23 protein-coding genes and 1 pseudogene are annotated in these 25458 nt (G+C 70.4%); 17 read left to right on the top strand and 7 right to left on the bottom strand.

What is annotated here, in order from left to right:
* Nucleotides 1-56 precede the first annotated feature (56 nt).
* On the bottom strand, nucleotides 57-1124 hold the full coding sequence (locus ACILSK_RS09060; protein WP_395726822.1) for a DUF222 domain-containing protein: 1068 nt from the start codon (nucleotides 1122-1124) through the stop codon (nucleotides 57-59).
* Between the two features lie 321 nt (nucleotides 1125-1445).
* Here ACILSK_RS09060 and pflB point away from each other — a divergent pair, with 321 nt between their 5' ends.
* Both pflB and pflA read left to right on the top strand, forming a co-directional pair.
* Nucleotides 1446-3725, top strand: a complete 2280-nt coding sequence (gene pflB, locus ACILSK_RS09055; RefSeq protein WP_395726821.1) for a formate C-acetyltransferase — start codon at nucleotides 1446-1448, stop codon at nucleotides 3723-3725.
* Between the two features lie 4 nt (nucleotides 3726-3729).
* Nucleotides 3730-4572 carry a pyruvate formate-lyase-activating protein gene (pflA, locus tag ACILSK_RS09050; RefSeq protein ID WP_395726820.1) on the top strand — a complete coding sequence of 281 codons (843 nt, stop codon included), beginning with the start codon at nucleotides 3730-3732 and terminating at the stop codon, nucleotides 4570-4572.
* Here pflA and ACILSK_RS09045 read toward each other — a convergent pair.
* Both ACILSK_RS09045 and ACILSK_RS09040 read right to left on the bottom strand, forming a co-directional pair.
* Complete coding sequence (locus ACILSK_RS09045; protein WP_395726819.1) at nucleotides 4566-4922, bottom strand: hypothetical protein; 357 nt, start codon at nucleotides 4920-4922, stop codon at nucleotides 4566-4568. The genes pflA and ACILSK_RS09045 overlap by 7 nt on opposite strands.
* Nucleotides 4923-4960: 38 nt before the next feature.
* Nucleotides 4961-5557 (bottom strand): maleylpyruvate isomerase family mycothiol-dependent enzyme, encoded by a 597-nt coding sequence (locus tag ACILSK_RS09040; protein ID WP_395726818.1) that lies wholly within the window; start codon nucleotides 5555-5557, stop codon nucleotides 4961-4963.
* Between the two features lie 130 nt (nucleotides 5558-5687).
* Here ACILSK_RS09040 and ACILSK_RS09035 point away from each other — a divergent pair, with 130 nt between their 5' ends.
* Nucleotides 5688-7037 carry an MFS transporter gene (locus tag ACILSK_RS09035; RefSeq protein WP_395726817.1) on the top strand — a complete coding sequence of 450 codons (1350 nt, stop codon included), beginning with the start codon at nucleotides 5688-5690 and terminating at the stop codon, nucleotides 7035-7037.
* Between the two features lie 200 nt (nucleotides 7038-7237).
* Here ACILSK_RS09035 and ACILSK_RS09030 read toward each other — a convergent pair whose 3' ends face one another.
* A complete protein-coding gene (locus tag ACILSK_RS09030; protein WP_395726816.1) occupies nucleotides 7238-7915 on the bottom strand; it encodes a TetR/AcrR family transcriptional regulator C-terminal domain-containing protein in 678 nt (225 codons plus the stop codon).
* Nucleotides 7916-7999: 84 nt separating this feature from the next.
* Between ACILSK_RS09030 and ACILSK_RS09025 the strand changes: the two genes are divergently transcribed.
* Nucleotides 8000-9322 (top strand): FAD-dependent monooxygenase, encoded by a 1323-nt coding sequence (locus ACILSK_RS09025; protein ID WP_395726815.1) that lies wholly within the window; start codon nucleotides 8000-8002, stop codon nucleotides 9320-9322.
* Nucleotides 9323-9430: 108 nt separating this feature from the next.
* On the opposite strand, the pseudogene ACILSK_RS09020 reads toward ACILSK_RS09025, so the two are convergent.
* Nucleotides 9431-10267, bottom strand: a pseudogene (locus ACILSK_RS09020) (polyprenyl synthetase family protein); the annotation flags it as partial.
* A 33-nt stretch (nucleotides 10268-10300) separates the two neighbouring features.
* On the opposite strand from ACILSK_RS09020, the gene metF reads away from it, so the two are divergent.
* The 10 genes from metF to ACILSK_RS08970 all read left to right on the top strand — a co-directional run bounded on the left by metF (nucleotide 10301) and on the right by ACILSK_RS08970 (nucleotide 20198).
* Nucleotides 10301-11188 (top strand): methylenetetrahydrofolate reductase [NAD(P)H], encoded by an 888-nt coding sequence (gene metF, locus ACILSK_RS09015; protein ID WP_395726814.1) that lies wholly within the window; start codon nucleotides 10301-10303, stop codon nucleotides 11186-11188.
* A 12-nt stretch (nucleotides 11189-11200) separates the two neighbouring features.
* Nucleotides 11201-12694: a potassium/proton antiporter gene (locus tag ACILSK_RS09010; protein WP_395726813.1), complete on the top strand. Its 1494-nt coding sequence runs from the start codon at nucleotides 11201-11203 to the stop codon at nucleotides 12692-12694.
* Nucleotides 12695-12822: 128 nt separating this feature from the next.
* Nucleotides 12823-13407 carry a signal peptidase II gene (lspA, locus tag ACILSK_RS09005; protein ID WP_395726812.1) on the top strand — a complete coding sequence of 195 codons (585 nt, stop codon included), beginning with the start codon at nucleotides 12823-12825 and terminating at the stop codon, nucleotides 13405-13407.
* The gene (locus tag ACILSK_RS09000) at nucleotides 13400-14323 is read left to right on the top strand and encodes an RluA family pseudouridine synthase (RefSeq protein ID WP_395726811.1); all 924 of its coding nucleotides are present in this window, start codon (nucleotides 13400-13402) and stop codon (nucleotides 14321-14323) included. The genes lspA and ACILSK_RS09000 overlap by 8 nt, the downstream gene beginning before the upstream one ends.
* Before the next feature lie 41 nt (nucleotides 14324-14364).
* On the top strand, nucleotides 14365-14688 hold the full coding sequence (locus tag ACILSK_RS08995; protein ID WP_395726810.1) for an ArsR/SmtB family transcription factor: 324 nt from the start codon (nucleotides 14365-14367) through the stop codon (nucleotides 14686-14688).
* Complete coding sequence (locus tag ACILSK_RS08990; protein ID WP_395726809.1) at nucleotides 14688-15074, top strand: VOC family protein; 387 nt, start codon at nucleotides 14688-14690, stop codon at nucleotides 15072-15074. The genes ACILSK_RS08995 and ACILSK_RS08990 overlap by 1 nt, the downstream gene beginning before the upstream one ends.
* A 66-nt stretch (nucleotides 15075-15140) precedes the next feature.
* Nucleotides 15141-16778, top strand: a complete 1638-nt coding sequence (gene pgi, locus ACILSK_RS08985) for a glucose-6-phosphate isomerase (RefSeq protein ID WP_395726808.1) — start codon at nucleotides 15141-15143, stop codon at nucleotides 16776-16778.
* Nucleotides 16779-16782: 4 nt separating this feature from the next.
* The gene (locus tag ACILSK_RS08980; protein ID WP_395726807.1) at nucleotides 16783-18990 is read left to right on the top strand and encodes a maltotransferase domain-containing protein; all 2208 of its coding nucleotides are present in this window, start codon (nucleotides 16783-16785) and stop codon (nucleotides 18988-18990) included.
* A 2-nt stretch (nucleotides 18991-18992) separates the two neighbouring features.
* On the top strand, nucleotides 18993-19229 hold the full coding sequence (locus tag ACILSK_RS08975; protein WP_395726806.1) for a LapA family protein: 237 nt from the start codon (nucleotides 18993-18995) through the stop codon (nucleotides 19227-19229).
* A gap of 3 nt (nucleotides 19230-19232) precedes the next feature.
* Nucleotides 19233-20198 carry a hypothetical protein gene (locus tag ACILSK_RS08970; RefSeq protein WP_395726805.1) on the top strand — a complete coding sequence of 322 codons (966 nt, stop codon included), beginning with the start codon at nucleotides 19233-19235 and terminating at the stop codon, nucleotides 20196-20198.
* Nucleotides 20199-20206: 8 nt separating this feature from the next.
* Here ACILSK_RS08970 and ACILSK_RS08965 read toward each other — a convergent pair whose 3' ends face one another.
* Nucleotides 20207-21205 (bottom strand): PAS domain-containing sensor histidine kinase, encoded by a 999-nt coding sequence (locus ACILSK_RS08965; RefSeq protein WP_395726804.1) that lies wholly within the window; start codon nucleotides 21203-21205, stop codon nucleotides 20207-20209.
* Between the two features lie 14 nt (nucleotides 21206-21219).
* Nucleotides 21220-21879: a response regulator gene (locus ACILSK_RS08960; protein WP_395726803.1), complete on the bottom strand. Its 660-nt coding sequence runs from the start codon at nucleotides 21877-21879 to the stop codon at nucleotides 21220-21222.
* 98 nt (nucleotides 21880-21977) lie between these two features.
* Between ACILSK_RS08960 and ACILSK_RS08955 the strand changes: the two genes are divergently transcribed.
* The 3 genes from ACILSK_RS08955 to ACILSK_RS08945 all read left to right on the top strand — a co-directional run bounded on the left by ACILSK_RS08955 (nucleotide 21978) and on the right by ACILSK_RS08945 (nucleotide 25432).
* Entirely contained in the window at nucleotides 21978-22967 is a 990-nt protein-coding gene (locus ACILSK_RS08955) for an alpha/beta fold hydrolase (RefSeq protein ID WP_395726802.1), read from the top strand.
* A complete protein-coding gene (locus ACILSK_RS08950; protein WP_395726801.1) occupies nucleotides 22964-25072 on the top strand; it encodes an alpha/beta fold hydrolase in 2109 nt (702 codons plus the stop codon). The genes ACILSK_RS08955 and ACILSK_RS08950 overlap by 4 nt, the downstream gene beginning before the upstream one ends.
* Before the next feature lie 114 nt (nucleotides 25073-25186).
* The gene (locus ACILSK_RS08945) at nucleotides 25187-25432 is read left to right on the top strand and encodes a hypothetical protein (RefSeq protein WP_395726800.1); all 246 of its coding nucleotides are present in this window, start codon (nucleotides 25187-25189) and stop codon (nucleotides 25430-25432) included.
* The last annotated feature ends 26 nt before the right edge of the window (nucleotides 25433-25458 follow it).

Here is a 25458-nt window from a genome sequence, read left to right as displayed (position 1 = left end):
GGTGGCGTCGGCGGCGATCTGCCGGGCCTGGGCGGGGGTGATCGGCCCGTAGCCGGTCAGCTGGGCGACGTCCCCGGTGGGCGGCCCGGGCAGCAGCGCGGTGATCGGCAGGTGACCTGCACGTGCGGGCGGCGCCGCTGCCGGACCGGTAGGTCCCGGCCCTGCCAGGTCCCGGTGTCCAGGACGTCGGTGCACAGGTCCACCAGGACGTCGACCCGCCGGTTGTCCGCGGTGCGGTCGTCGTCGGGGGTGCGGGCGGCGTCGCTCATCGCGGTGAGCGCGGCGTGGATGGTCGCGATGTCGGGCAGGGTGGAGAACACCTTGAGGGTGGCCATGCCGTCGGGGTCGCTGTGGCGGGTGATGCCGCGACGTTCCCGGGCCTGTTCGTGGCGGTCCTGCGCGCCGTGCGGGTCGCGGCGGATCACCGCGGCCGCGATCAGGTCGTGCACCTGCGGCATGGTGCTGGCCGGCAGGTCGGGCAGCACGTCCCGTTCGACCTGGGCGGCGACCTCGTCGGTGACGTCACCGGTGCCCTGGTGCACGGCGCGGGCCTTGCGGTCGCTGATCTGGCCCGCGTGCAGGGCGGCGAACGTGGCCGGCAGGCGGGTGGTGAACGCTTCGGCTTCCAGGAGTTTGCGGGTGGCGGTGGTTTCCGCGACGCCCAACGCCAACGCGATCTCGGTGGGCAGGAACTCACGCAGCCCGGGGTAGTTGCGGGACAGTTCGGCCAGGTCGGCGATCTGGCCGCCCTGGAGGTGGGCGATGACCCGTTCCCGGGCCCGGATGGAATCGACCAGCACGTTGGCCCACACCGATTCCTGCCCCGGCAACCCGAGCTCGTCGGCGGGGCGGGCCGGCCGGTGTTGCAGGAACCGGGCCAACGCCCCACCGGCCGGGGTGGTGCCGATCCGGTGCCGGTACTCGGCCAATTGCACCGCGGCGTCGTCGACGGTCCGCGGTCGCAGCAGTTGGTGGATGGTGAACTCCGGCGCCCACTGCGGTCCGTCCGACGGGTGCCGCTCGGCCGTGCCCGGCGCCCAGAGTTCGTGGGGTGGCGGCGACGCGGGCGGAGCGGACCGCCACACCAGGGCACGGTCCCCGTGCTGCCGCTCCGCTACAAACATACCTGATCATAGCATCATTTAAGAACACATGTCCAAAGGCGATCGTTCGTCACCGGAAGGGTGTCGATCATTGTGTCGCGCGGGTCTGACAGGCGTGGTCGAGCAGGTCGGTCGGGCCCGGGCGACGCCGCGTCCGGCCACCGCCGTCTGTTCAGCAGTGTCGCGGCAAGCGATCTCGCCCGCGATCGACCCGACAGTGATCTCCACCAGCTGTGACCCCAATAGGGACTTTCGGCCGTACTCTCCGGGTCGGATCGTTCGTATGGTCTTACCAATAGGAACCATCACGGCACGGCGCGTCCCACAAGGAGCCGAACGACAATGACCACTCTGGAAACCGGAACTGCCATCCGCCCGACCGGCATCGACGCCTGGGCGGGCTTCGTGCCCGGCCCCTGGGCCGCCGGCGTCGACGTCCGCGACTTCATCCAGCGCAACTACACCCCGTACGAGGGCCACGACACCTTCCTGGCCGGCCCGACCGAGCGCACAGCCCACATCTGGCAGACGCTGGCCGGCATGTTCCCGGAGGAACGCGCCAAGGGCATCTACGACGTGGATGCCGCCACCCCGTCGACGATCGTCTCGCACGCGCCCGGCTACATCGACAAGGACAACGAGATCATCGTCGGCCTGCAGACCGACGTCCCCCTCAAGCGCGCGATCATGCCCAACGGTGGCTGGCGGATGGTCGAGGACGCGCTGAAGACCTACGGCTACGAGCCGGATCCGATTGTGAAGAAGATCTTCACCACCTACCGCAAGACCCACAACCAGGGCGTCTTCGACGTGTACCCGCCGGACGTCCGGGCCGCTCGCAAGTCGCACATCATCACCGGCCTGCCGGATGCCTACGGCCGCGGCCGGATCATCGGCGACTACCGCCGGGTCGCGCTGTACGGCGTGAACAAGCTGATCGCCGCCAAGCAGGCCGACCGGGCCGAGCTGGACGCGCTCGCCTCGGTCGAGGACGTCATCCGCGACCGCGAGGAGAACACCGAACAGATCCGCGCCCTGCAGGAACTGGTGCAGATGGCGGCAAGTTACGGCTTCGACGTCACCCGACCGGCGGTCACCGCTCAGGAGGCCATTCAGTGGCTGTACCTGGCCTACCTGGCCGCGGTGAAGGAGCAGAATGGCGCGGCCATGTCGCTCGGCCGGACCGCCACCTTCCTGGACATCTACCTGCAGCGTGACCTCGAGGCCGGCCTGATCACCGAGACGCAGGCGCAGGAGATGATCGACGACCTGGTCATCAAGCTGCGCATCGTGCGCTTCCTGCGCACCCCCGAATACGACGCGCTGTTCTCCGGCGACCCGACCTGGGTGACCGAGACGATCGGCGGCATGGGTGAGGACGGGCGTCCGCTGGTCACCAAGAACTCCTTCCGGATGCTGCAGACCCTGAACAACCTGGGCCCGGCTCCCGAGCCGAACCTGACCGTGCTGTGGTCGGACAAGCTGCCGTTCGGATTCAAGGAGTTCTGCGCCAAGGTGTCCATCGACACCTCGGCCATCCAGTACGAGTCGGACGATCTGGTCCGGACCAACTGGGGCGACGACGCCGCCATCGCCTGCTGCGTGTCGGCGATGCGGGTGGGCAAGCAGATGCAGTTCTTCGGCGCGCGGGTCAACCTGGCCAAGACCCTGCTGTACGCGATCAACGGTGGCAGGGATGAGATCTCGGGCACCCAGGTCGTCCCGCCGGCCGTGCTGCCGGTCGGTCCGGTGACCGGGGACACCCTGGTGTTCGAGGACGTGCAGGCCCGGTTCGACACCATGATGGACTGGCTGGCCGCCACCTACGTGGACGCGCTGAATTGCGTGCACTACATGCACGACAAGTACGCGTACGAGCGGCTGGAGATGGCGCTGCACGACAAGTCGATCCTGCGCACCCTGGCCTGCGGCATCGCCGGCCTGTCGGTGGTCGCGGACTCGCTGTCGGCCATCAAGTACGCCAAGGTGCACCCGGTCCGCGACGAGAACGGTTTGATCACCGACTATCTGGTGGACGGCGACTTCCCGACATTCGGCAACGACGACGACCGGGTCGATGAGATCGCGGTCGAGATCGTGCGCGAGTTCATGGCCAAGGTCCGCCGGCACCCGTCGTACCGCGGCGCCGTGCATACCCAGTCGGTGCTGACGATCACCTCGAACGTGGTGTACGGCAAGGCCACCGGCAACACCCCGGACGGCCGGCGCAAGGGCGAACCGTTCGCCCCCGGGGCCAACCCGATGAACGGGCGGGACAATCACGGCATGCTGACCAGCGCGCTCTCGGTCGCCAAACTGCCCTACGACGAGGCGCAGGACGGCATTTCGCTGACCTCGACCGTCGTGCCGAGCAGCCTGGGCCGGGACAAGGGTGAGCAGGTGCAGAACCTGGTCGGCCTGCTGGATGCCTACATGGTTTCCCAGGGGTTCCATATGAACGTCAACGTGCTCAACCGGGAGACCCTCGAAGACGCGATGGAGCACCCGGAGGACTACCCGCAGTTGACCATCCGGGTCTCGGGTTATGCGGTCAATTTCGTCCGGCTGACCCGCGAGCAGCAGCTGGACGTGCTGTCGCGGACCTTCCACGGAACTCTGTGACGTCATGACCATCGTGTTGGGATCGCCGACGGTGGGTCGCCGGCACTCGGCCACCCACGATGACCCGGCCCGGGATGCCCGGCTGGCCGCCGTCCGCGACGGTGCACTGGGCAGCGTGCACTCGTGGGAGCTGGTCACCGCCGTCGACGGTCCCGGCACCCGGTTGACCTACTTCCTCTCCGGCTGCGCATTACGCTGCCTGTACTGCCAGAACCCGGACACCTGGAAGCTGCCGGACGGGGTGCCGACCACCATCGACGAGGTCAAGGCAAGGATCTTCCGGTACGCGCCGGTGCTGCGAGCCACGCACGGCGGGTTGACCGTGTCCGGCGGCGAGCCCTTGTTGCAGACCGCGTTCCTGGGCCGGATGCTCTCCTACGCCAAGGATCTCGGCCTGCACACGGCGGTCGACACCTCCGGCTTCCTCGGTGCCCGGGCCTCCGACACGCTGCTGGACAACACCGATCTTGTCCTGCTGGACGTGAAGTCCGGCCTGCCGGAGACCTACCGGATGGTCACCGGCCGGAACCTGGCGCCCACGTTGGCGTTCGGTCGCCGCCTCGCCGATCGGGGGAACAGGATCTGGATCCGCTACGTGCTGGTGCCCGACCTCACCGACGCCGTCGAGAACGTCGACGCCGTCGCCGATTACGTCGCCGAGCTCCAGCAGCGTGGGCCCGGCGGCGTGATCGAGCGGGTGGAGATCCTGCCCTTCCACCAGATGGGCAAGGACAAGTGGCACCAGCTCGGGATCACCTACCCGCTGGAAGACACCGAACCACCCGGCGCCGAGCTGACCGAGCGGGTGCGCGCCCAGTTCCGGGCCCGCGGGCTGACGGTCTACTGAGCCACCGGGCCGTCGTCGGTCAGCAGCGTGACGATCTGCTGCAGACCGGCGGCGTTCTGGTCGAGCTTGCCACGCATCTCGGTGAAGCCTGCGTTGATGTCGGACTCAAGCTTGTTGAAACGATCGTCCATCCGGTCCAGACGGCCGTCCATCCGGTCGAACCGGGCGGCCGTCTGCACGCCGAGCGCGTTGATGGCCGCCCGGTGCGCGTCGACCTGCACGCTCAACGACGACAGGTCGCGGTCGTTCGCGGCGGCCAGGTGCCGGGCCGCCGCCGCGTCCGCGGCCACCTGCCGCATCTGGGCCTCCAGTGCGCTGACCCGCGCCTCGAGGTCGGGCCCGTTCGCCATGCCGGGAGCATGCGGCGCCGACGTCGACCGCCCAAGAGTTATCCACAATCCGTCCACACGGCCGGCCGCCCGGTCATGGTGAGCAGGATGCCCGCGATCGGCGCCCGGACCGGCGGGCCGTCGCCGACCTCGAATTCGACATCGGTGGCCACAAAACGGGTCCCGGCGTGATCGCGCTGCGCGTGGTACGGAAACCCCCGCGTCCAGACGAATTCCGCGGCCTCCCGCGCGGCGTCGACCGGCATGGGATGGGACCGGCCCAGCGGGATCGCGATGTCCTGGCTGTGCACCAGCACGTCGACCAACGGATCGGCCGGCTTGGTGCCGGGCGGCCGCCGCCGGGACGTGGCCTGCCGCTCGTACCGGGCCATGATCTGCTCGACCGGCCGTGACCCCTGCTCGCGGGCCAGCCGGTCCATCAACCGGTTGAAGTCGCCCCGCGCCCGGACCATCCCGATCAGCGTGCCGGGGACGGAGTAGTCGCTGCCGGAGATGGCGTGCGCGGCCACGTCCCGTACCCGCCAGCCCGCGCACAGCGACGGACGGTCCCACTCGGCGTCATCGAGTGACCGCAGCAGGTCCAGCAGCCGGGCGCGCTCGTGGTGGATCGTGACCCAGAGCTGATCGGTGTCCATTCGGCTCAAGGTACCGACGCGGCCGGAGCCACCTGGTGGCCGCGGGCACCGGGAACGGCACCGATCCCACGAACGCCCGGCGCCGATCCGGTCGGATTCAAAGGGTGATGAGGTGGGCACAGTGCGTGGCATGTCCTCGCCCACCCAGGCGCCGGTGAGCACGCACCGGGCGATCCTGAACACCGTCAAGGGCTCCGCCGGGAACCTCGTCGAGTGGTACGACGTGTACATCTACACAGTGTTCGCCGCGTACTTCGAGAACCAGTTCTTCGACTCGGCGGACAAGAACTCGACGATCTATATCTACGGCATCTTCGCGGTCACCTTCGTCATGCGGCCCATCGGGTCGTGGTTCTTCGGCCGGTTCGCCGACCGGCGGGGGCGGCGCGCCGCCCTGACCGTCAGCATCACGCTGATGTCGGCGTGTTCGCTGGTCGTCGCGGTGATGCCCACCCGGGAGTCGATCGGGGTGTGGGCGGCGGTCATCCTGATCGCGGCCCGGCTGGTGCAGGGGTTCGCCACCGGCGGTGAGTACGGCACCTCGGCGACGTACATGTCGGAGGCGGCGACGGCGAACCGGCGCGGCTTCTTCTCCTCGTTCCAGTATGTGACCCTCGTCGGTGGCCACGTGCTGGCCCAGTTCACGCTGCTGATCCTGATCAGCACGATGTCCACCGACGCGATCAAGGACTGGGGCTGGCGGATCGGGTTCCTCATCGGGGCGATCGCCGCGCTGGTGGTGCTCTGGATGCGCCGCACCATGGACGAGTCGCTCTCGGCCGAGCATCTGGCCGCCGTGCGGTCCGGGCAGGACACGTCGTCCGGCTCGCTGAAGTCGCTGTTCACCACCTACTGGCGGCAGCTGCTGTGGGTCTTCCTGGTCACCGCGGGCGGCACGATCGCGTTCTACACCTACAGCGTCAACGCGCCGGCGATCGTGAAGAAGGCCTTCGGTGAGGACGGCGCGACCGCCGCGACCTGGGTCAACCTGCTCAGCCTCATCCTGCTGATGGCCATCCAGCCGATCGGCGGGCTGATCAGCGACCGCGTCGGGCGCAAGCCGCTGCTGGTGTTCTTCGGCGTCGGCGGCGTGCTCTACACCTGGGTGCTGATCACCTACCTGCCGCAGACCACGTCGGCGGTGACGGCGTTCCTGCTCACCGCGGTCGGCTACGTCATTCTCACCGGCTACACCTCGGTCAACGCAATCGTCAAGGCCGAGGTGTTCCCGGCGCACATCCGGGCGCTGGGGGTCGGACTGGGGTACGCCCTGGCCAACTCGATCTTCGGCGGCACCGCGCCGGTGATCTACCAGGCATTCTCGGCGGCCGACCGGACCACCCTGTTCATCGTCTACGTCACCGCGGTCATCGCCGTGAGCCTGGTCGTCTACGTCTTCTTCATGCGCAACCGGGCGGTGACGGCGCTGGACCGCGAGCAGGGCGACGCCTGGGCCCGGGCGTCGGTGCCCACGCGCTGACCGGTCGTCTCGTTCGTTACGACCGTTAGTTCCATAAGGCAGACACCGCACTCGGCGACCGGCAGGCTCATGGACAGAGCGGTTCGGACGCCCCGGATCGCGACAAGTGAAGACAGGCCAGCCGGCACGCCGCCGGCCCGGGCATCCAGCGAAGAACCCCGAGACGCACGCCGCGCACCGGGGTTCTTGCTTATCCGGGGTCAGCCGGCGAAGCGCTCGAGTCCGTCCAGAATGCGCTCGAGACCGAACTCGTAGGCGTTGTCGGTCGCCCGACCGGCCGTCGCATCGGCAAAGGCGCCGGCCGTCAACGGGTACTCGTTGGCCCGCCGCCCCAGCGCATCGAGGAGCAGGGTGCCGATCGTCAGTTCGGGATGCGGGGTGGACTCCTGCGCCACGATCCCGCGGACGTGGAAGCTGACCAGCGCGAGCGTGTCCAGCCGGCCGGCCGGCGTCAGCGAAAGGCCCTCCAGGGCGCCGAGGCCGGCCTCGATCCAGCCCGCCTCGATCGGTCCGATCAACCGGCCGCCCGCGGTGGCGACGGCCAGCCAGGGATGCCGGGTGGCGGCGACGCGCATCGCGTCGGCCCACGCCCGCAGGCCGTCCCGCCAACCGGCGGGCAGCGTCGGCGGCGGGGCGAACGCTGCCTCGACCATCAACGCGACGAGTTCGGCGCGACCCGGAACGTGGCGGTAGAGAGCCATCTTCGTCACGCCGAGCGCCTCGGCGACCCGCTGCATCGAGGCCGCCTCCATGCCGTCGGCGTCGGCAACCGTGACGGCGGCGGCCACGATCCCGGCCAGCTCGATCCGCGGTCGGGGACCGCGACGGGGTGCGCGGGGTGCCGACCAGAGCAGGTCCGCGAGCGTCGGTTCCGGCATGACGAACCCTCCTCGTGCGCAACTGTGTCTATCAGACGCTAATATGTGTCGGGTAGACACAGTTTCTCTGCGAAGGGAGCGGGCATGAAGGTCTTGATCTCGGGGGCCAGCATCGCCGGACCGGCGGTCGCGTTCTGGCTGGCCCGGGCCGGGTACGAGGTGACCGTCGTCGAGCGGGCGACGGCGGTCCGGGCGGGGGGCCAGGCGGTCGACTTCAAGGGCAGCACGCACCGGACGGTGCTGGACCGGATGGGCTGTTGGGACGACGTCGAACGGATCCGGACGACGCCGACCGACCAGCACGTGGTGGACGCCGCCGGCCGGCTGCGGGCGGTGATTCCGGCCGAATTCATCGGCGGCGACCTCGAGGTGCTCCGCGGCGACCTCGGACGTCTGCTGTACGAGCGGACCCGGGACGTGGCCGACTACCGGTTCGGGGACCGGATCGTGACGCTGGTCGATGGCGCCGACGGCGTCGACGTGGAGTTCGGTGGCGGCGGCCGTGGTCGGTACGACCTGGTCGTCGGCGCCGATGGCATCCACTCCGGGGTCCGGCGGCTGGTCTTCGGCCCGGAGGAGGAGCACGTGCGGTACCTCGGCCACTACTACGCGGTGGCCGGCACCACCACCGGTGTCGAGGCCGGCCGCCAGCCCGCCTCGGCGTCCGGCCGCGGCATCGGGTTCTGGTTCAACGAGCCGGGGCGGCTGGCGGCGATCGGTGGACCCAAGGCGCCCGATCTGTTCGTGTTCGCGTCCGGGCCGCTGGACTTCGATCGGGACGACGTCGAGCGGCAGAAGGATCTGGTGCGGCAGGTGTACGCGGAGCGGCCATGGCGGGTGCCGGAGATGCTGGACCGGCTGTCCGCGCCCGGCGAGTTCTTCCTCGACGGGATCAGCCGCGTCCGGATGCCGCGGTACACCCGCGGCCGGGTGGCGCTCGTCGGGGACTCCGCCTACGGCAACACCCTGGGCGGTTTCGGCACCGGGCTGGCCATCGTCGGTGCGTATGTGCTGGCCGGCGAGCTGGCGACGGCCGGGGGTCGGGAGCACGCGCTCGAGCGGTACGACCAGCTGATGCACCGGTACGCCAAGGTCGCCCGGTCCGGCAACGCCGGGCCGTTCCTGGCCCCGCGAACCGGAATCGGGATCCGGCTGCGGAACCTGATGTTCACCAACCGGCTCGCCTACCGCACGTTGATGGGGATGACGAACACGTTCGCCACCGACATCGCCCTGCCGGACTACCGGTTCCCGCCGTCACCGAGCGCGCGCGGTCGCCACCCCGGCGAGCTCGACCAGCCGGGCCCGCACCGGATCGGGCAGCCCCGGACCGGCAGCGTCCAGCGCGGCCAGCCCGGACCGGACGAGCGAGGTGATCCGGGCCTCCACGGCGTCGACGGCCCCTGACCCGGCGATGACGCCGGCGAGCCGGCCGGCGTCCACGCCCGGTCGGCCCACGCCGTCGTCGAGCTCGGCCAGCGCGGCCGGGTCGGCCGCCAGCGCCGCCCGGGCGGTGGCCAGCAGCACCGTGCGCTTGCCCTCGGCCAGGTCGTCGCCGGCCGGCTTGCCGGTGACCGCGGGGTCGCCGAACACGCCGAGCAGGTCGTCGCGCAGCTGGAAGGCCACCCCGATGTCGGCGCCGTAGCCGCGCAGCGCCGCGACCATCGCCGGCGACGCCCCGGCCAGGGCCGCCCCGAGATGCAGGGGGCGCTCCACGGTGTAGGCGGCCGTCTTGTACCGGTTGACCCGCAGCGCGTCGCGCTCCTGGACGGCCGGGTCACCCTCGGTCGACGCGGCCACGGCGAGGTCGAGCAACTGCCCGGCCAGCACCTCGGTGCGCATCACCCGCCACACCGGCGCGGCCGCCGGGACGGCGGCCAACTCGGCCGCCCCGCCCAGGAATACGTCGTCGGCCCACGCGAGCGCCAGGTCGCCGAGCAGCACCGCCACCGAGACCCCGTAGTGCTCGGCGTCGCCGGCGAGTCCCTCATCGACGTGCTGCTTGGCCACCGCGCGGTGGGTGGCCGGCCGCCCGCGTCGCCGTTCGGAACGGTCGATCACGTCGTCGTGGACCAGGGCGCAGGCCTGCAGCAACTCGACCGCCGCGCCCACCCGGAGCACCGCTTCTGCGTCCGGTCCGGAGCTCGCGCCGCCGCCGGCCAGCCAGCCGCACCACAGGAACTCCGGGCGCAACCGCTTCCCGCCGTCCGAGACGAACTCGACCAGCAGGTCGATCGAACCGGCCAACCGCCCGTCGACGGCCACCACGTCGGCCCGGCACCGGTCGAGCTCGCGGGCGATGACCTCGTGCAAACGGTCGGCGTCGATCACCGGACCAGTGTGCCGCTTCATCGGACGGTCATCGGGCCCGGATAGGCTCACAGGATGCCGACGGTTCCCGACAGACTGGCCGCGCCGGGGCCCCACTTCTCGGTCGAGTTCATGCCACCGCGCAGCGACGCGGACGAGGACGTGTTGTGGCGGTCGGTGCGCCGCCTGGAACCGCTGCGCCCGGCGTTCGTCTCCGTCACCTATGGGGCCGGCGGCTCCCGCCGGGAACGCACGATCCGGATCACCCAGCGGATCGCCGAGGAGACCACGCTGCTGCCGGTGGCCCACCTGACCGCGGTCGGCCACTCGGTCGCCGAACTGCGCCAGGTCATCGGTTCCTATGCCGCGGTCGGCGTCAACAACATCCTGGCGTTGCGGGGCGACCCGCCCGGTGATCCGAACGGCGAGTGGGTCGCCCATGCGCAGGGCCTGGAGTACACCGGCCAGCTGGTCGCGCTGGCCCGATCGCTCGGGAATTTCAGCGTCGGCGTCGCCGCCTATCCGGACAAGCATCCCCGCTCGCCCGACCTGGACTCGGACACCAGGTTCCTGGTCGACAAGATCAACGCCGGGGCCGACTACGCGATCACCCAGATGCTGTTCTCCACGGCCGACTATCTGCGGTTGCGGGACCGGATGCACCGGGCCGGCGCCACCGTCCCGGTGTTGCCCGGCATCATGCCGGTCACCTCGCACACCCGCCTGATGCGCATCGTCGAGCTGTCCGGTCAGCGGATCCCCGAGGAGCTCGCGGATGCGTTGTACGCGGTCCGGGACGACCCGGCGGCCGGGCGGGCGATCGGCATGGAGCATGCGGTGCGGATGAGCGAGGAGCTGCTCGCCGAAGGCGCACCGTGCCTGCACTTCTACACGTTCAACCGGTCGAAGGCGACTATCGAGGTGCTCGCCGCCATGGGCATGACCCCAGCGCTGCGCCGTTGATCGTCACCGTCGATGGATCTCGGTAGCCCCGAAGCGGTCTTCGCGATCGCGTCCCTGGTCCTGCTGCTCTCGGTCATCGCGGTCCGGCTGTCCCGGCGGTTCGGCACCCCGACCCTGCTGCTCTACCTGGGCATCGGCATGGTGCTGGGCGTCGACAGCCTGGGCATCGACCTGGACAACACGCTGCTCACCGAGCATCTCGGGTTCGTTGCGCTGGTGTTCATCCTGGCCGAGGGCGGCCTGACCACCCGCTGGGAGAACGTCCGGCCGGCGCTGGGCCTGGGTATTTCGCTGGCCACCGTGTCGGTGGTGGTGTCGATCGCGGTCGCCGGCGCCGGGGTGTTCCTGTTGATGGGCTTCGACTGGCGGACCGCCCTGCTCTGGGGGGCGGTGCTGTCCAGTACGGACGCCGCGGCGGTGTTCTCCGTGCTGCGTGGGGTCGGAGTCAAGCCCCGGATCTCCTCCGCGCTGGAGCTCGAATCAGGTCTCAACGACGCCCCGGTCGTCATCGCGGTGGTGCTGCTGGCCGGTACCTCCGAGATCACCTGGCTCGACCCGCTGCTGGTGGTGTACGAGCTGGTCGCCGGCGCCATCATCGGCGCGGCGATCGGATTCGGCGGCGCCTGGGTCATGCGCCGCGAGGCGCTGCCCGCGGCCGGCCTCTACCCGCTGGCCACCATCGCCCTGATCGGCGGCGCGTACGCGGTCGGCGTGTTCACCCACGCGTCGGGCTTCCTGGCCTGTTACGTGGCCGCCGTGGTGCTGGGCAACGCCCGGGTCCCGCACCGCTCGGCCACCCTGTCCTTCGCCGAGGGCCTGGGCTGGGTCGCGCAGATCGGCCTGTTCGTCATGCTGGGCCTGTACGTCGACCCGACCAGCCTACTGCCGGCGCTGGTACCGGGCCTGCTGATCGGATTGTGGGTGCTGCTGGTCGCCCGGCCGCTGTCGGTGGTGGCAGCCGCGCTGCCGTTCCGGCTGCCCTGGCAGGAGCAGGTGTTCCTGTCCTGGTCCGGACTGCGCGGTGCGGTGCCCATCGTGCTGGCGATGATCCCGCTGATGAACGGGATGGAGTACTCCAACCTGCTGCTCGACGTGATCGTGGTGGTCGTCGTCACCTACACGTTGCTGCAGGGCACCACCCTGCCCTGGGTGGCCCGCACCCTGGGCGTGGTCCAGTCCGGTCAAGCCCTGGAGATCCAGCTCGAGGCCGCCCCGCTCGACGAGATGAACGCGCACGTGCTGCAGGTCACCATCCCGGACAAGTCGAAGATGCACGGCGTCTACATCTCGCAGCTGCGCCTGCCGATGCCGGCCACCATCTCGCTGCTCATGCGGAACGGGGAACCGGTGCACCTCAACCCGAATATCCGGCTCCAGTCCGGGGATCAGCTGCTCATCGTCGCCCCCGAACCGGTCCGCGCCGCCACCGAGCGCCGGCTGCGGGCCGTCGGTCGCGGTGGTCCGTTGGCCACCTGGTTCGGCGACCGCGGCGACCGGGCCGACTGACCCGTCGGATCGGGCAGCCGACTCTGGGACAATGACCCGGTGATCCAGGCTTGCCGAACGAGAGATCAATACCGAGCCGGCACCTTCGGGAGGACCGTGCTTGCGAGGTCTCCCGGAAAGGTGGCGGCGTGACCGACCAGCCCGACGACGCCGCTCCCGAGACCCAGGAGGAGTCGGTCCCGGCCCCGCCGCTGCCGCCGCGCAAGGTCGGATTGCTCGCCGCGATCGCGGCGACGGTCGTCATCCTCGACCTGATCAGCAAGATCGTCATCGTGGCCACCGTGCAGCCGGGCGAGCCGGTCCGGGTCCTGGGCGGGCTGGTCTACCTCTCACTCATCCGCAACCCGGGCGCGGCGTTCTCCATGGCCACCGGCATGACGTGGGTGCTGGCGCTGGTCGCGATCGGCGTGGTCATCTTCATCATCCGGATGGCGCCGCGGCTGCGGTCGACCCCGTGGGCGGTGTCCCTGGGGCTGGTGCTGGGCGGGGCGATGGGCAACCTGATCGACCGGATCTTCCGGGCGCCGGGCTTCCTGCAGGGCCACGTCGTCGACTTCGTCTCGGTGTTCGGGCCCAACGCGCAGTACTTCCCGGTGTTCAACGTCGCCGACTCGGCCATCACCATCGGCGGCATCAGCCTGGTCGTCACGGCGCTGCTCGGCATTGATTTCGACGGCACCCGCACCAAGTCCGGAAAGGCGAAAAATGCCTGACGTCCGCCGGCTCCCGGTGCCCAACGGGCTGGCCGGCATGCGGCTGGACGCCGGCGTCTCCCGGCTGCTGGGCCTGTCCCGGACGGCGGTTGCGGACATGATCGACGCCGGTGACGTGCTGGTCGACGGCGCCCCGGCCGCCCGGTCCAGCAAGATGACCGTGGACAGCTGGCTGGAGATCACCCTGCCGGAACCCGATCGGCCGGCCGCCGTGGTGCCGCAGATGGTCGACGGACTGACCGTGCTCTACCGCGATGCCGACATCGTGGTGGTGGACAAGCCGGTCGGGGTCGCCGCCCACCCGTCGCCCGGCTGGACCGGGCCGACGGTGCTCGGTGCGCTGGCCGGCCTGGGCATCGCGGTGGCCACGAGCGGGGCGGCCGAGCGGCAGGGCATCGTGCACCGGTTGGACGTGGGCACCACCGGGGCCATGGTCGTCGCGCTGTCCGAGCGGGCCTACACCGCACTCAAGGCGGCGTTCAAGGAGCGGACCGTCGAGAAGGTCTATCACGCGCTGGTCCAGGGCCACCCGGATCCCAGCGCCGGCACCATCGACGCGCCGATCGGCCGGCACCCGACGTCGGACTGGAAGTTCGCCGTGGTCGCCGGCGGCCGGGAGAGCGTCACCCACTATTCGACGCTGGAGGCGTTCCCGGCCGCCAGCCTGCTCGAGGTGCATCTGGAGACCGGCCGCACCCATCAGATCCGGGTGCACTTCGCGGCCATGCGGCACCCCTGTGTCGGGGACCGCACCTATGGTGCCGATCCGACGCTGGCCGACCGGCTGGGCCTGCAGCGGCAGTGGCTGCACGCGCGAACCCTGGGCTTCGCCCATCCCGACGACGGGCGATGGGTGGAGTTCACCAGCCCCTACCCGGCCGACCTGGCGCACGCGCTCGAGGTGCTGGGCGGCTGACCCTGGACAGGCAAGCATCTGCTTGCCTATTGTGGTGAGGTGTGGCCGAGTCCGCTGCTTCCGACGCCCTGTTCCGGGCGCTCGCCGACGCCACCCGCCGGATCATCCTGGACGAGCTGGCGCAGCGGGACGGCCAATCGCTGTTCGAGATCTGCACCCGGTTGGCGATGCGGCATGAGATCGGCTCGTCGCGCCAGGCCATCTCGCAGCACCTGGCGCTGCTCGAGCAGGCCGGGCTGGTCCGCACCGAGCGGGCCGGCCGCACCAAGCTGCACCACCTGACCACCGCGCCGCTGGGCGAGATCGCCCGGCGGTGGCCCGTCGCGCCCGTCAACCACGAGTCCACCCACGAGAAGGAGAACTGATGCTCCGGATCAGCGTCACCAGCGTGTTCGTCGACGACCAGGCCAAGGCCTTGGCGTTCTACACCGACAAGCTCGGCTTCCGGCCGGGCTATGACGTGCCGGCCGGCGAATACCGGTGGTTGACCGTCGGCGACGACCATTCGGACGTCCAGCTGCTGCTGGAGCCGGACGCCCATCCCGCCGCGAAGGCATTCAAGGCGGCCCTGGTCGCCGACGGCATCCCGGCCACCCAGTTCGCCGTCGACGACGTGGCCGCCGCCCATGCCGAACTGTGTGAGCGGGGAGTGGTGTTCGCCCAGCCGCCGACGGTGCTGGGGCCGGTGACCACGGCGGTTCTGGACGACACCTGCGGCAACCTCATCCAGATCGTGCAGATGAACGGCTGACCAACTCGCGGCCTCCGGCACGCCATCGACTGCGTCCGTCGGGGCGTCCCGGTAGGTTCTGAAACCATGACTTACTCCGTCCCGGCACCGCTTCGTCAGCGCCCGGCGTTCCAGGCCCTGCAGCAGCATTTCGAGAAGCTGCGTGACGCCACCCTGGCCGAGCTGTTCGCCGCCGACGCCGAGCGCGGCACCAGCCTGTCGCTGCAGGCCGAGGGCATCTATCTGGACTATTCCAAGCACCGGATCACCGCCGAGACGATCGAGTTGCTGGTCGCGCTGGCGGAGGAATCGAACCTGGCCGACCTGCGGGCGGACATGTTCGCCGGCGAGCACATCAACATCACCGAGGACCGCGCGGTGCTGCATGTGGCGCTGCGCGCCCCGGCCGGTGCGGTGATCGAGACCGACGGGGCCGACGTCGTGCCGGACGTGCACGAGGTGCTCGGCCGGATGGGCGCGTTCGCCGACAAGATCCGGGCCCGCGAGTGGACCGGGCACACCGGCAAACCGATCGTCAACATCGTCAACATCGGCATCGGCGGCAGCGACCTGGGCCCGGTGATGGCCTACGAGGCGCTGCGGCACTACTCCGACCGGGGCCTGACGTTCCGCTTCGTCTCCAATGTCGACGGCACCGACTTCGCCGAGAAGACGCACGACCTGGACCCCGCGGAGACCCTGTTCATCGTCTCCTCCAAGACCTTCACCACCCTGGAGACGATGACCAACGCGCACACCGCGCGGGACTGGTCACTGGCCGCCCTGGGCGACGAGGCTGCGGTGGCCAAGCATTTCGTCGCGGTCTCCACCAACGCCGAAGCGGTCGGCGCCTTCGGCATCGACACGGCCAACATGTTCGGCTTCTGGAACTGGGTCGGCGGCCGGTACTCGATGGAGTCCGCGATCGGCCTGTCCACCATGATCGCGATCGGCCCGGAGAACTACGCCGACCTGCTGGCCGGCTCACACGCGATCGACGAGCACTTCCGGTCCGCGCCGCTGCCCGAGAACCTGCCGGTGCTGATGGGCCTGCTCACCTTCTGGTACACCGAATTCTTCGGCGCGCAGACCCAGGCCGTGCTGCCCTACGACCAGTACCTGTTGCGCTTCCCGGCCTACCTGCAGCAGCTGACCATGGAATCCAACGGCAAGCACGTCACCCTCGGCGGGGTGAAGGTCGACTACAGCACGTGCCCGGTCTACTGGGGTGAGCCCGGCACCAACGGTCAGCATTCCTTCTACCAGCTGATTCACCAGGGCACCCTGCTGATCCCGGTCGACTTCATCGCCTTCGCGCACTCGCTGAACCCGCTGGGCGACCACCACGACTACCTGACCTCGAACGTCTTCGCGCAGGGCGAGGCGCTGGCCTTCGGCAAGACCGCCGAGCAGGTTCGCGCCGAGGGTGTCGCCGAGGATCTGGTGCCGTTCAAGGTGTTCGACGGCAACCGGCCGTCGTCGACCTTCCTGATCGAGAAGCTGACCCCGTACGTGCTCGGCCAGCTGGTGGCGCTGTACGAGCACAGCGTGTTCACCCAGGGTGCGGTGTGGTCGATCGGGTCGTTCGACCAGTGGGGCGTCGAGCTGGGCAAACAGCTCGCGCAGCGGGTGATTCCGGAATTACAGGCGAAGGACGAGCCCGATCTGGGACACGACAGCTCGACCAACGAGCTCATTCGCCGGTACCGCGCGGCTCGGGGCTGATCGCATGCCTCCGCGCGCGAAGAAGCCGGTCGAGAGCCCCGAGTCCGTCCCCGCGGCTGCGCCCACCCCCGCGACCGCGACGAAGCCGAAGGCCCCGGCCAAGCCCCGGGCGCCCCGGGCCCCGCGCAAGCCGGCGGCCCCGAAGGCCGCACCGGTCGTCGAGGCCGCGCCGGTCGCCGAGGCCCCGCCGCCGAAGCGGGTTCCGCCGACGGTCGGCTCCCGGCCGCTGGGCCGAATCCCGGTCGCCGACGTGTTCCCGCTCGTCGACGACGGCACCCGGCCGTCGAAGTCGGTGGTGGGGGAGGAGTTCGACATCACCGCGACGGTGTACCGGGAGGGCCACGACGCGGTGAACGCCAACGTTGTCCTCACCGCGCCCGACGGGGCGACGACCACGCTGCCGATGCGGTGCATCAACCCGGGCCTGGATCACTGGACCGTGACGGTCAGTGCACCGGCCGAGGGGCTGTGGAGCTACCGGGTGGAAGGCTGGTCCGACCCGTACGGCACCTGGCATCACGACGCGACGATCAAGGTCGCCGCCGACGTGGACACCGAGGTGATGCTGGAGGAGGGCGCCCGGGTACTGGAACGGGCGCTGGCCTCGATCGAGCACACCCCGGAGCAGGCCGCGGTATTGCATGACGCGATCTGGAAGCTTCGCGACGTCAGCCATTCGCCCGGTAACCGGCTGCGCGGCGGCGTGTCCACCGCGGTGGAGCAGGAGATGGCGGCCCGCCCACTGCGCGACTACGTGACCGCCAGCCCGGACTACCCGTGGCTGGTGGAACGGGAACGGGCGCTGTACGGGGCCTGGTACGAGTTCTTCCCCCGTTCGGAGGGCTGCCGGTTCGACGAGGCGACGGGACTGTGGCAGACCGGTACCTTCGCCACCGCCGCCGAGCGGCTGCCGGCCGTCGCCGAGATGGGTTTCGACGTCATCTATCTCACGCCGATCCACCCGATCGGCCGGGTCAACCGGAAGGGCCCGAACAACACGCTGATCGTCGACGAGCACGACCCGGGTTCGCCGTACGCGATCGGCGCCGCCGAGGGCGGACACGACGCCATCCATCCCGAGCTCGGCACGTTCGCCGACTTCGACGCGTTCGTCGCCCGGGCCCGCGAGCTGGGCCTGGAAGTGGCGCTGGACATCGCGCTGCAGTGCGCGCCGGACCACCCCTGGGTGGCCGAGCATCCCGAATGGTTCACCACCCGCAACGACGGCACCATCGCCTACGCGGAGAATCCGCCCAAGAAGTACCAGGACATCTACCCGCTGAACTTCGACAACGACCCCCAGGGCATCTACGCCGAGGTCCGTCGGGTCATCCAGGTCTGGCTGGACCACGGCGTCCGGATCTTCCGGGTGGACAACCCGCACACCAAGCCGGTCGAGTTCTGGGAGTGGCTGATCGGCGACGTGGCCCTGGACTATCCGGAGACCATCTGGCTGGCCGAGGCCTTCACCCGGCCGGCGATGATGCACGGTCTGGGCAAGATCGGCTTCCAGCAGTCCTACACCTACTACGCGTGGCGCAACGAGAAGTGGGACCTGGAGAGCTACTGCCAGGAGCTGGCGCGGGATTCCGCGCACTACATGCGGCCGAGCTTCTGGCCGACGACGCACGACATCCTCACCCCGTACATGACCAATGGCGGCCCGGCCGCGTGGAAGCTGCGGGCCGCGTTGGCCGCCACCCTGGTGCCGACGTACGGCATCTACGCCGGCTACGAGTTGATGGAGGCGGAGCCCCGGCCGGGTGCGCAGGAGCAGATCGACAACGAGAAGTACGAATTCAAGAACCGGCACTGGGAGGACTACGAGCAGTACGGGCCCAAGGCCGGGCAGTCGATCGGTTGGTGGCTGGCCCTGGTCAACCGGATCCGGCGGGAACACCCGGCGCTGCACTGGCTCCGCAACCTGCGGTTCCACAACGCCGAGAACTCCCACGTGATGGTGTTCTCCAAGCGCCGGGTGCTGCCCGACGGCACCGACGACACCATCATCGTGGTGGCCAACCTGGACCCGCACCACAACCAGGCGTCCTGGTTCCACCTGAACATGCCCGAACTCGGGCTCGGCTGGGACGACTCGTTCCCGGCGCACGATCTGGTCACCGGCGCGACGTGGCACTGGTCGCAGCACAACTGGAGCTACCTCGGACCGGACAACGAGCCCATTCATATCGTGCGGGTGGGACGATACTGATCATGTCCGAATACAACACCGCGCCGGAGAAGAAGGGCGGTGGGCTGTCCGGTCGGGCGATCGGCGGGATCGTCATCGCCGTCCTCGTCATCGTCTTCATCGCCATCAACCGCGACCAGGTCGAGCTGTCCCTGCTGTTCTTCACGCTGAACACCTCGTTGTGGGTGGCGCTGACCATCGCCGCGGTGGGTGGGCTCCTCGCCGGGTTCCTGATCGGGCGCAAGAAGTACAAGCCCTAGCGGATGGCTGATTCCCGGATCGCCGTGCTGTTCGTGCACGGCGTGGGCATCCGCGAGCCGGACTACGCCCGGACGGCGATCGCTCAGCTCCGCCGCCAGTTCCGGGCGGCGACCGGGTACCCGGACGCCGACGACGACCTGATCATCGAGTCCGCGTACTGGGCGCCGGCGGTGGTCGAGCGGGAGGACCGGCTGGAGCGGCGGGTGGTGCCGGGATTCGCCGCCGGCTGGTTCGGTGCGATGAACAAGCTGACCCAGAAGGTGGCCACCGGCTCCACCCTGGCCCTGGTGCCGCTCGCGTTGTCCGGACTCGTGCGGCACGTGCCCGGCATTCCCCGGATTCACTGGCCCACCCTGCGGTGGGCGGTGACCAACTTCGTCGGCGACGTCGTGTCCTACCAGGTGTCCCCGCACAGCCGCGAGGTCTACGACGCGGTGCACGGGCGGGTGCGGGAGGCGTTGGACCGGCTGGCCGAGCAGGCGCCGGACGCACCGCTGTTCGTCGTCGCGCACAGCCTGGGCAGCGTCATCGCCGCCGACCACTTCTACGACCTGAGCAAGGGCCGCCGGCAGGCGGCGACCGCGCTGGCCGGCGGGCGGACGCTGACCGGTTTCTACACGCTCGGCAGTCCGATCGCGCTGTGGACCCAGCGGGACGGCGACTTCGCCACGCCGCTGCAGATCCCGGCCCGGGTCAGCGCGGACCCGGTGCTCGCCGCGGCCGCCGAGTGGATCAATTTCTACGACGCCGACGACGTGCTGGCCTTCCCGCTCAAGGGCCTGTCCGACGAATGGGACCGGGCGGTGGACGAGGACCGGTCGGTCTCGGTCGGCGCCCTGATCATCGGCATGTCCCCGGTCTCGCACGTCGCCTACTGGAACGACGCCGCGGTGATCCGGCCGATCGCCAACAGCATCGCCTGGCTGTGGAACGCGCGTCGGGACGGGGCCGGCCGCCCGGCCCGGTGACGCCCGACTCACAGGTCGAGCCGCGCGATCACCGCCGTCCCGCCGCCCGCCGGGCTGTCCACCGTCAGGTCGCCCCCCACCGCGGCCCACCGATCCATCAACCCGCGCAGCCCGGTGCCGTCCGCGACCCGCGCCCCGCCCGGCCCGTCGTCGGTCACCGAGAGCACGAGATGCCTCTGATCACCGAAGGTCCGGACGTCGTGCACGACGACCTCGACCCGGGCCCGCCGGGCGCCGTGCTTGGCCGCGTTGGTCAGCGATTCGGCCAGCACGTAGTAGGCGGCCACCTCGACGTCCGGCGGTAACCGGCCCGGTTCGAGATCGCCGATCTCCACCGTGATGCCGGACCGGCGGGCGAGATCGGGCACCGCTGCGGACAGCCCGCGCCGGGACAGGATGTCCGGGTGCAGCCCGCGGGCCAATTCGCGGAGCTCGGCGATGGCCTCCTGGAGCTGGTCCCCGGCCCGCCGGATGAGCTCCCGGGCCGCCGGTGGATCGTCGTCCAGCGCCGTGCGGGCGGCGGCCACGGTGATCGCGGTGGCGACCAGCTGCTGCTGGGCGCCGTCGTGCAGATCGTGTTCGAGCCGGCGCCGGGTCTCGTCCGAGACCGTCACCAGGCGTCGCCGGCTGTCCCGAAGCTCGGCGATCGCGCGGCGGCGTTCGGTGATGTCCCGCAGGTAGCCGACGAACAGGGTCCGGCCGAGGCGTTCAACCCGGGTCACCGTCAGCTCGACCGGCACGGACGCACCGTCCGGCGCCAACCCCGCCACCTCGAACCGGCGACCCAGGATCGCACCGGGGCGGCCGGCGGCCGCCCGGGCCAGACCGACCCGGTGCCGTTCCCGCTGATCCGGGGGAATCACCAATTCGGCGAGGTCGCGTCCCACCACCCGGTCGGCCGGCAACCCGAACAGGCGCTCCGCGGCCGGGTTCCAGTAGAGGACCCGACCGTCCCCGTCCATGATGATGACGGCGTCCATGGCGGCCGCCAGGATGTCGGTGGCCATCGAGGTCGGCTCCATCAGTGGTCGGCCAGGTACATCAGCACCGCCCGGACGCGATGGTGGTAATCCTGGTGCCCGGTCAGGTCGAGCTTGGCGAAGATCGCGTTGATGTGCCGTTCGACGCCCCGCACGGTGAGGAACATCCGCTCGGCGATGACCGTGTTGTTCGCGCCCTCGGCCATGCCGGCGAGCACCTCGGTCTCCCGCGGACTGAGCCGGCGCAGCGGTGACTCCGCCGGCCGCCCGGCCTGCAGGAGCCGCTGCACCACCTGCTGGTCGACGACCGAGCGTCCCGCCGCCACCTCGCGGACGGCGTGCACCAGCTCCCCGGGCTGGGCCACCCGCTCCTTGAGCAGGTAGGCGCGTCCGCCCGTCCCGCCCTCCATCAGGGCCAACGCGTAGTCCGGGTCGTCCCGGCTGGACAGCACGACCACCCCCACCCGGGGTCGCTGCCGGCGTAGCTCGACCGCGACGCGGACGCCGTCGTCGTCCAGGCCGGGTGGCATCCGGATGTCGGTGACCACCACATCGGGGTCGTGCGCGGTGATGGCCTGTCGCAGGCTGTCGGCGTCCGGGCAGGCGGCCACCACCCGGATGTCGGGCGCGGCCCGCAGGAGGGCCGCGACGCCCTCCCGGACCAGCAGGTTGTCCTCGGCGAGCACCACCGACAGGACCATCGGTCAAGTAGACCATCCGGCGGGTGGTGCTGGCATCCATCACGCCCGTGGTGCCGGCCATCTGTCGACCCGGCCGGCCCGTGACGATGCTGGAGGTCATGAGAACAGGCCACCGGACAACGCTTCTCGCCACCGTCTGCGGGCTCGCGGTGCTGGCCTCGTGCACGACCGGGCGACCCGCGAGCGACGTGGGGAGCACCACCGGCAGTAGCCCCGGCAACGGGCCGGTCGACGGTCTGGTGGACATCGGGGGCGGCCGCAGCATCTATGCCACCTGCGCCGGTGCGGGGTCGCCCACCGTGGTGCTCATCGCCGGCAAGGGCAACGGCGCGCAGGACTGGCAGGACGTGCTCGCCCCCGGTGACCCCGCGCACGACGCCCCCGGCGACGACCTGCCTTGGGGGATGGGCACTCTCGTGCCCAGCGAGGCTGCCGTCCTGCCGTCGGTGGCCCGGTTCACCCGGGTGTGCACGTACGACCGGCCGGACGTCCGGGTCGAGGGCACCGACATCAGCACGCCCCGACCCCAGCCGCACACCGTCGATCTGGACGTGAGCGATCTGCACGCCCTGCTGACCGCGCTCGGCGAACCCCCGCCCTACGTCCTGGTGCCGCACTCCTACGGCGGCCTGATCGCGACCCTGTACGCCCGGACGCACCCGGGGGCGGTCGGCGGGCTGGTGATGGTCGACACCGCCACCCCGCGCATCGAGGACGTCACCAGCGCGGTCCGGCTCGTCAACTGGGATGCGGCCAACGCCGCGACGTCGCCTCAGGTCCGGGAGGGCGTCCGGCTCATCGACGCGTTCGAGAAGATCGCCGCGGCGCCGCCGCCGCCCCCCGTGCCCGCGGTCGTGCTGTCGGCCGACAAGCCGTGGCGCACCGATCTGGTGCCCGCCGCGGCCGCCGCGACCGAGACGGTCACCTTCGGGCAATGGCTGGCCGCGCTGGATCTGCTCGCCCGGGACCTGCACGCCGAGAACATCACCGCGACCGGCAGCGGGCACGACATCTACCTCTACCACCCGGCCCTGGTCACCGACCAGATCCGCCGGATCGTCGACGACGTCAGGAGTTCGACATCATGACCCACCACCGGCTTTCCCGACCCACCGCACTGCTCGCCGCGACCGCCGTCCTCGCCTCGACGGTGCTGGTTGCCTGCTCCGGATCGCCGGCCGCGCCCGCCGCGCCGGCCGCGCCCGCCGCGCCCGCCGCGCCCGCCGCGCCCGCCGCGAGCCAGCAGGATCTGGCCGGTCCGGTCGACATCGGTGGCGGCCGGATGATCTATGTCGAATGCCGCGGCACCGGGTCACCCACCGTCGTGCTCGAGTCCGGACTGGACGTGGCGGGCGACCTGTGGGACAGCCCGTTGGGCCCGGCCCCCCACGTGTTCCCGACGATCGCCGAGCGGACGCGGGTGTGCACCTACGACCGACCGGGCACCACCCGGGCGATCGAGGGCGGCGGGAACAGTCGCAGCGACCCGGTGCCCCAGCCGACGACGACCGCCGATGCGGTGGCCGATCTGCGTGCGTTGCTGACCGCGCTCGATCAGACGGAACCGGTGGTGCTGGTCGGCCATTCCTACGCCGGTGTGGTCAGCCGGCTCTACGCCGCCACCTATCCCGCCGACGTCGCCGGGATGGTGCTGGTCGACGCGCTCGCGCCGGAACTGCGGGCCGCGATGTCCGCGGAGCAGTACTCGGCGTGGAAGACGATGAACGAACGGACCCCCGAGCAGATCGCCGACTACCCGGACCTGGAGCGCATCGAATTCGACGCCTCGCTCGACCAGCTCGACCAGGCACCCCCGATCCGCCAGATGCCGCTGGTGGTGATCACCGCCGACCATCCGATGGCCCCGGACAACCCGTGGATCGACCAGGCCCACCAGGCCGCTCAGGCCGCGATGGCGGAGCTGGTCCAGGGGGCCGAGCACGTCACCGCACACAGCGGGCACAACGTGATGATCGACGACGCGCCGGCGGTGATCACGGCCATCGACCGGGTGGTCGACGCCGTCCGCGCCGGCCGGTCCACGGTGACCGCGGACACCGACGGGATGCGCGACGAGCTGACCCCGCTGGTGACCACCGCACAGGGCGCCGACCCGGTCCCGTTCCTCGGCAGCGATGGCAAATATCATGTGGCCTATGAGCTGTCGGTACTGAATGCATCGCCCCGGCCGGCCACCATCACCCGGCTGCAGACCCTGGCCGAGGGTGCCGACACACCCGTGGCGGCCCTCGACCAGGCCCAGGTCGCCGCCCGGACCGTGCTGGTCGGCGACTACTCGACGGCGGCCGGGGCGATCGGCGAGATACCGGCCGGGCGCACCGTCGTGCTGACCCTGGAGACCGTCTTCGCCGACGCCGGCGCCGTCCCGGTCGGGCTGACCCACCGCGTCACGGCCACGTTCGGCCCGGTCCCGGCCGGCCAGGGCGGAACGGCGACGAAATATCCGGACCAGGTCACCCAGACCGGCGGGCCGGTCACGATCGACGCGGCGGCACCGGTGGTGATCGGGCCGCCGCTGGTCGGCGACGGCTGGTCGGTGAGCAACGGCTGCTGCGGGCTCAACGCGCACCGAGGCGTGATCCTGCCGGTGGCCGGGCAGCTGAATGCGGCCGAGCGGTTCGCCATCGACTGGGTCAAGTTCGATCTCGCCCGGCGTCCGCTGGCCGCCGACGGGGTCGAGTTCACCTTTGTCGGCGATCCGGCCAGCAACGAGAGCTACCTGGCGTTCGGCCAACCCACGATCGCAGTCGCCGACGCGACCGTCGTCGCCGTGGTCCGGGACGAGCCGGACGTGCCGCCCCGCACGATCGTTCCCGGCATCCCCTTCGACAAGCTCATCGGCAACCACGTGATCCTCGATCTCGGCGGCGGTGTGTACGCCCTCTATGCCCATCTGGAGCAGCACACGGCCACCGTGCGGATCGGCGACCGGGTGACCAAGGGGCAGCAGATCGGGCGGGTCGGCAACTCGGGGAACACCACCGAGGCGCACCTGCACTTCCAACTGATGCGCTCGCCGCTGCCGCTGTCCTCGGACCAGGTGACCTGGGTGATCGACGACTTCTCCGTGGCCGGCACCGTGACCGTGGCCGGCGTGGCGAACGACCCGGCCCCGGGGCCGCGAACCGACACGTTCCCGTTGGCCGACACGATCTGTGATTTCGCGATGTGAGTTGGCGCACCCGGGACGTATTACCCTGGGTGCGCGTATTCGAGGTGGTCACACTGTGACTTGATCGTCGTCGGAGCCGATCCAGACCGGTGATTGGTGAAGGGACGGCGGACGATGGACATCATCGAGTTGCAGCGCAGGATCGACGCGGTGGAGTCCGCGGTCGCGACCAACCGGGCCAGCGAGAAGAAGCTCTCCGACGAACTCGACCGGCTGGCCGAGCATCTGATCGGCGAGAACGCGCCCGAACTGCACCAGTACAAGCAGCGGATCCAGTCCCTGGCGGTCCGGATCGACCCGGGCACGCACGCCGCGTCCGAGGTCGAGATCTACCTCGAGACCTACTGCCACTATCGCTGACCGACACGGTTCCGCGGGCGGCCCCG

The organism is Nakamurella sp. (assembly GCF_044224575.1).
GTDB lineage: Bacteria > Actinomycetota > Actinomycetes > Mycobacteriales > Nakamurellaceae > Nakamurella.
This window is presented reverse-complemented; position numbering and strand designations above follow the sequence as displayed.

What these genes read in the sequence shown, in the direction of transcription:
- ACILSK_RS08980 (WP_395726807.1), top strand. Translation starts at nt 16,783, where the DNA reads ATGCCTCCGCGCGCGAAGAAGCCGGTCGAGAGCCCCGAGTCCGTCCCC.
- pflA (WP_395726820.1), top strand. Translation starts at nt 3,730, where the DNA reads ATGACCATCGTGTTGGGATCGCCGACGGTGGGTCGCCGGCACTCGGCC.
- ACILSK_RS08965 (WP_395726804.1), bottom strand. Translation starts at nt 21,205, where the DNA reads ATGGCCACCGACATCCTGGCGGCCGCCATGGACGCCGTCATCATCATG.
- ACILSK_RS09010 (WP_395726813.1), top strand. Translation starts at nt 11,201, where the DNA reads ATGGATCTCGGTAGCCCCGAAGCGGTCTTCGCGATCGCGTCCCTGGTC.
- pgi (WP_395726808.1), top strand. Translation starts at nt 15,141, where the DNA reads ATGACTTACTCCGTCCCGGCACCGCTTCGTCAGCGCCCGGCGTTCCAG.
- ACILSK_RS08960 (WP_395726803.1), bottom strand. Translation starts at nt 21,879, where the DNA reads ATGGTCCTGTCGGTGGTGCTCGCCGAGGACAACCTGCTGGTCCGGGAG.
- ACILSK_RS08945 (WP_395726800.1), top strand. Translation starts at nt 25,187, where the DNA reads ATGGACATCATCGAGTTGCAGCGCAGGATCGACGCGGTGGAGTCCGCG.
- ACILSK_RS08950 (WP_395726801.1), top strand. Translation starts at nt 22,964, where the DNA reads ATGACCCACCACCGGCTTTCCCGACCCACCGCACTGCTCGCCGCGACC.
- ACILSK_RS08975 (WP_395726806.1), top strand. Translation starts at nt 18,993, where the DNA reads ATGTCCGAATACAACACCGCGCCGGAGAAGAAGGGCGGTGGGCTGTCC.
- ACILSK_RS09030 (WP_395726816.1), bottom strand. Translation starts at nt 7,915, where the DNA reads ATGCCGGAACCGACGCTCGCGGACCTGCTCTGGTCGGCACCCCGCGCA.
- ACILSK_RS09035 (WP_395726817.1), top strand. Translation starts at nt 5,688, where the DNA reads ATGTCCTCGCCCACCCAGGCGCCGGTGAGCACGCACCGGGCGATCCTG.
- ACILSK_RS08955 (WP_395726802.1), top strand. Translation starts at nt 21,978, where the DNA reads ATGAGAACAGGCCACCGGACAACGCTTCTCGCCACCGTCTGCGGGCTC.
- pflB (WP_395726821.1), top strand. Translation starts at nt 1,446, where the DNA reads ATGACCACTCTGGAAACCGGAACTGCCATCCGCCCGACCGGCATCGAC.
- ACILSK_RS09040 (WP_395726818.1), bottom strand. Translation starts at nt 5,557, where the DNA reads ATGGACACCGATCAGCTCTGGGTCACGATCCACCACGAGCGCGCCCGG.
- ACILSK_RS09000 (WP_395726811.1), top strand. Translation starts at nt 13,400, where the DNA reads ATGCCTGACGTCCGCCGGCTCCCGGTGCCCAACGGGCTGGCCGGCATG.
- ACILSK_RS09025 (WP_395726815.1), top strand. Translation starts at nt 8,000, where the DNA reads ATGAAGGTCTTGATCTCGGGGGCCAGCATCGCCGGACCGGCGGTCGCG.
- ACILSK_RS09045 (WP_395726819.1), bottom strand. Translation starts at nt 4,922, where the DNA reads ATGGCGAACGGGCCCGACCTCGAGGCGCGGGTCAGCGCACTGGAGGCC.
- ACILSK_RS08990 (WP_395726809.1), top strand. Translation starts at nt 14,688, where the DNA reads ATGCTCCGGATCAGCGTCACCAGCGTGTTCGTCGACGACCAGGCCAAG.
- ACILSK_RS09060 (WP_395726822.1), bottom strand. Translation starts at nt 1,124, where the DNA reads ATGTTTGTAGCGGAGCGGCAGCACGGGGACCGTGCCCTGGTGTGGCGG.
- metF (WP_395726814.1), top strand. Translation starts at nt 10,301, where the DNA reads ATGCCGACGGTTCCCGACAGACTGGCCGCGCCGGGGCCCCACTTCTCG.
- ACILSK_RS08970 (WP_395726805.1), top strand. Translation starts at nt 19,233, where the DNA reads ATGGCTGATTCCCGGATCGCCGTGCTGTTCGTGCACGGCGTGGGCATC.